Source organism: Mycobacterium sp. (genome assembly GCF_049673265.1).
Classification (GTDB): Bacteria; Actinomycetota; Actinomycetes; order Mycobacteriales; family Mycobacteriaceae; genus Mycobacterium.
Genome location: NZ_JBATXN010000109.1, coordinates 1 through 3,119, shown reverse-complemented (window position 1 = coordinate 3,119; position 3,119 = coordinate 1). Strand labels below are relative to the sequence as shown.

Sequence of the window (3,119 nt, the reverse complement as noted above, 5' to 3'; positions counted from 1 at the left end):
CTGCGAGATGGCGATCGTGCTGGTGCCGGCCGGGATGTCGGCGCCGTCGCTGTTCGGCCCCGGACCCGCCGTCGAGATCGCGGCATTCGGCGGCACGGCGTCAGGCGTGTTCGCCGACGACACGTCGCTGGCAGCTTTCGGGCCCAATCCGCTGGATCCGCGCTGCCGCATCGCCTCCGCTGAGGCTGGCCGTGCACAGGGCCGGCGCGAGGCGGCCGGTGTCGCTGCGTTCCTCGGCGTTATGTGATTAGGCCGGGGCTGGTCGGGTCCAGGGTGTCCAATGCCCGGGCGGCCAGCATGCGGCCGGTTTCGATCACCTCAGCAGCGCGGTGGAATTCCAAGCCGCGGCAGGCCGACCGGGGCACCTCGATCAGCAAGTCGGGCGGGTAGGCGGCCAGGGTGTGACGCGCCAGGGCGGCCTGGGCGATGTCGATGGTTCGGTTCATCACTTCGAACCCACCCAGCTTGGGCACATCGGGTTCCTCGTCGGCTTCGGCCTCATGATCGGGATCGGCACCCGCGGAGATCGACGAGCCAAACCGGTTGAGCACTGCCCGCGCCGTGGGCCGGTCGAGCAACGCCGAGGTGCTACTCAACATACGGTTCAGCCACTCGGTGGTCGGCCGGGGTTCGGGCTCCTCAACCTCGGCGCCGCCGACGGCCTCGCTGCCCGACAGGCTGACCGCGATGGTCAGATCGGCGTTGACCGCGGCGATCGGCGCCATCGGCAGCGGGTCGAGGATCCCGCCGTCGGCTAGCAGCCTCCCGTCGACGACGTGCGGCGCAATGACACCGGGGATGGCGATCGATGCCCGGATAGCCTCGTCGACGGGGCCGCGCTGCAGCCACACCGACTTGCCGGCCAATAGGTCGGTCGCCACCGCGGTGTAGGGGATCGGCAGTTGCTCGATGGTGGCCGCGCCGAGGATGTCGCGCACCGCGTCGAGGATTTTCTCGGCTCGCAGCACACCCGCCGCGGTGATTGACGGATCCAGCAGCCGCAGGATGGCGCGCTGAGTCAGGGATCGCGCCCAGTCGGCGAACTCGTCGAGCCGGCCCGCCGCTTGTAGACCACCGACGAGTGCGCCCATCGACGAACCCGCGATCCCGACGATCTGGAACCCTCTGTCGTGCAACTCCCCGATCACCCCGATGTGGGCGTATCCGCGGGCGCCGCCGCTGCCAAGGGCGAGCGCGACCCGGGGCCGCGACGAAACGTCGGCGGGGGGCGCGTCGAAGTCGGCCATGCCGTCATTTTCCGGCGTTCGGACGAGTTTTTTCAGCCATGATCCGAATTGCGATCACAACTTGGCTCGCCCTCAGCCGCACTCGTCGTTGGCGGCCGCTCGGGCCGCGACGATCACCGCCGCCTGCCTGGCCAACGGCAACGCCGCCCACGCCGTATTCCAGGTTCCCGGGCCGACGGCACCCGGCGCCTGGACCGCCGCCAAGTAGGCCTCGATCAGCGCCCGGCGATCGCCTGGGCGGCCCTGCATCCAGGTCTTCGCGGCGTGACAGGCCTGGAAATACTCTTCTTCGCCCGCCTGCGCGGGCAGCTTTATCCGGGTAGTCACGCCCGCAGGTGACAAAGCGACAACGCCGGGTGGCGCCGTCGCCGCAGCTTCTCCAGTGCCGGGCCCGTCGGACACCGATTCTGACCCGGGCGCGCCCTTGTCCGTGTGTGCCGAGCAGCCCGCCGCTGCCAACCCCACGGCCGCGACGACAACCGCACACCACCCCGAGGGGCGAGGTAGGCGCCAGCGCACCTAAGTCAACCTATGCAACACTGTCTGCCGTGACCCAGCGAACGGGATTTTGGGAGTGTTGTCGGCGCTGACTTGCCGCCGCCCTTTGTCCACTCGTTCGTTCTGGAGTTCTTACATGGTTTCCGCAAGCCTTGTTGCTGATCGCGTCCCGTCACACCTCGCAGCCGCCCGGTCAATCTCCGGTCCCACCCCGCTACGGCAGGCTGATCTGCTGCACCTCACCGACCGCACCGCCGACGACGTGCTCAGCGGTCGCTTCGACCACGTGGTCCCGCCGGCCGGCGTGCCGACCGACGACCGCTGGTTCGTCCGCCTGCATGGTGACGACGAAGTCGACATCTGGCTGATCAGTTGGGTGCCCGGCCATCGCACCGAGTTGCACGACCACGGCGGATCGCTGGGTGCGCTGACGTTGCTGTCCGGGTCGCTCGACGAATTCCGTTGGGACGGCGAGCGATTGCGCCGACGGCGGCTGGAGGCCGGCGACCAGGCCGCGTTCCCTTTGGGTTGGGTGCATGACGTGCTGTGGGCCCCCACCGCCGGCGCCGCCGGGGTGCCACCTCCAACTGATCCCACTCTGAGCGTGCACGCCTATTCGCCGCCGCTGACCGTGATGTCGTACTACGAGGTCACCGGGCAGCACACGTTGCGCCGCAAGCGCACCGAGTTGACCGACCAACCGGAGAAGTCATGAGCCGCATCGCTGCGATCTTGGAGAGGTCCCGCGCCCGGTTGAGCCGGCTGGCTGCTGACGAGGTGCCCGCCGCGCTGGACCGCGGGGCGCTGTTGGTCGACATCCGGCCGCAGGCTCAGCGCACGAGTGAGGGCGAGGTCCCGGAGGCGTTAAAACCCCTGGTCATCGAACGCAACGTGCTGGAGTGGCGCTGCGACCCCACCAGCGACGCGCGGTTACCTCAGGCCGTCGGCGACGACGTGGAGTGGGTGATCCTCTGTTCGGAGGGTTATACATCCAGCCTCGCGGCGGCCGCGCTGCAGGATCTCGGCCTGCACCGCGCCACCGACGTCGTCGGGGGGTATCAAGCGCTGGCCGCCGCCGGAGTGCTGGCCGGGCGTTAGTTTGTCGGCGGGCGAACCCGCTGCGCCCGGCTTCGCCGCGCTTGCGATCGCCCGCTAGCCCGGCTTAGCCGCCACCGCCGCCGCCACCGCCGCTGTCCCCCATGCCGTATCCCCACCAGTCATCGGTGTAGTTCACCTGCTGGGGCGCCGGCGCCGGGTGGTGCGGCGGCGGAGGCTCGGGCGCGTTGGTGGGTGGCTCCTCTGGCAGCGGTGCCGGAAGTACCGCCGGTGCGCCGCCGGGCGCCGCAAACGCCGGGATGCTCACAGCGACGACGG

4 protein-coding genes and 2 pseudogenes are annotated in these 3,119 nt (G+C 69.8%); 3 read left to right on the top strand and 3 right to left on the bottom strand.

What is annotated here, in order from left to right; genetic code table 11:
• Positions 1–247 (top strand): annotated as a pseudogene (locus tag WBF82_RS03635) (patatin-like phospholipase family protein); the annotation flags it as partial.
• Here WBF82_RS03635 and WBF82_RS03630 read toward each other — a convergent pair.
• Both WBF82_RS03630 and lpqV read right to left on the bottom strand, forming a co-directional pair.
• Positions 240–1,247, bottom strand: coding sequence for a patatin-like phospholipase family protein (locus WBF82_RS03630; RefSeq protein WP_424381732.1), 1,008 nt, complete (start codon positions 1,245–1,247; stop codon positions 240–242). The pseudogene WBF82_RS03635 and the gene WBF82_RS03630 sit on opposite strands and share 8 nt — an antisense overlap.
• A gap of 72 nt (positions 1,248–1,319) precedes the next feature.
• Positions 1,320–1,766 (bottom strand): lipoprotein LpqV, encoded by a 447-nt coding sequence (gene lpqV / locus WBF82_RS03625; protein ID WP_424381731.1) that lies wholly within the window; start codon positions 1,764–1,766, stop codon positions 1,320–1,322.
• Between the two features lie 115 nt (positions 1,767–1,881).
• Here lpqV and WBF82_RS03620 point away from each other — a divergent pair, with 115 nt between their 5' ends.
• Both WBF82_RS03620 and WBF82_RS03615 read left to right on the top strand, forming a co-directional pair.
• The gene (locus tag WBF82_RS03620) at positions 1,882–2,460 is read left to right on the top strand and encodes a cysteine dioxygenase (protein ID WP_424381730.1); all 579 of its coding nucleotides are present in this window, start codon (positions 1,882–1,884) and stop codon (positions 2,458–2,460) included.
• Positions 2,457–2,843 (top strand): rhodanese-like domain-containing protein, encoded by a 387-nt coding sequence (locus WBF82_RS03615; protein WP_424381729.1) that lies wholly within the window; start codon positions 2,457–2,459, stop codon positions 2,841–2,843. Before WBF82_RS03620 ends, WBF82_RS03615 begins: the two co-directional genes overlap by 4 nt.
• A 64-nt stretch (positions 2,844–2,907) precedes the next feature.
• On the opposite strand, the pseudogene WBF82_RS03610 reads toward WBF82_RS03615, so the two are convergent.
• A pseudogene (locus tag WBF82_RS03610) lies at positions 2,908–3,119 on the bottom strand (DUF7159 family protein); the annotation flags it as partial.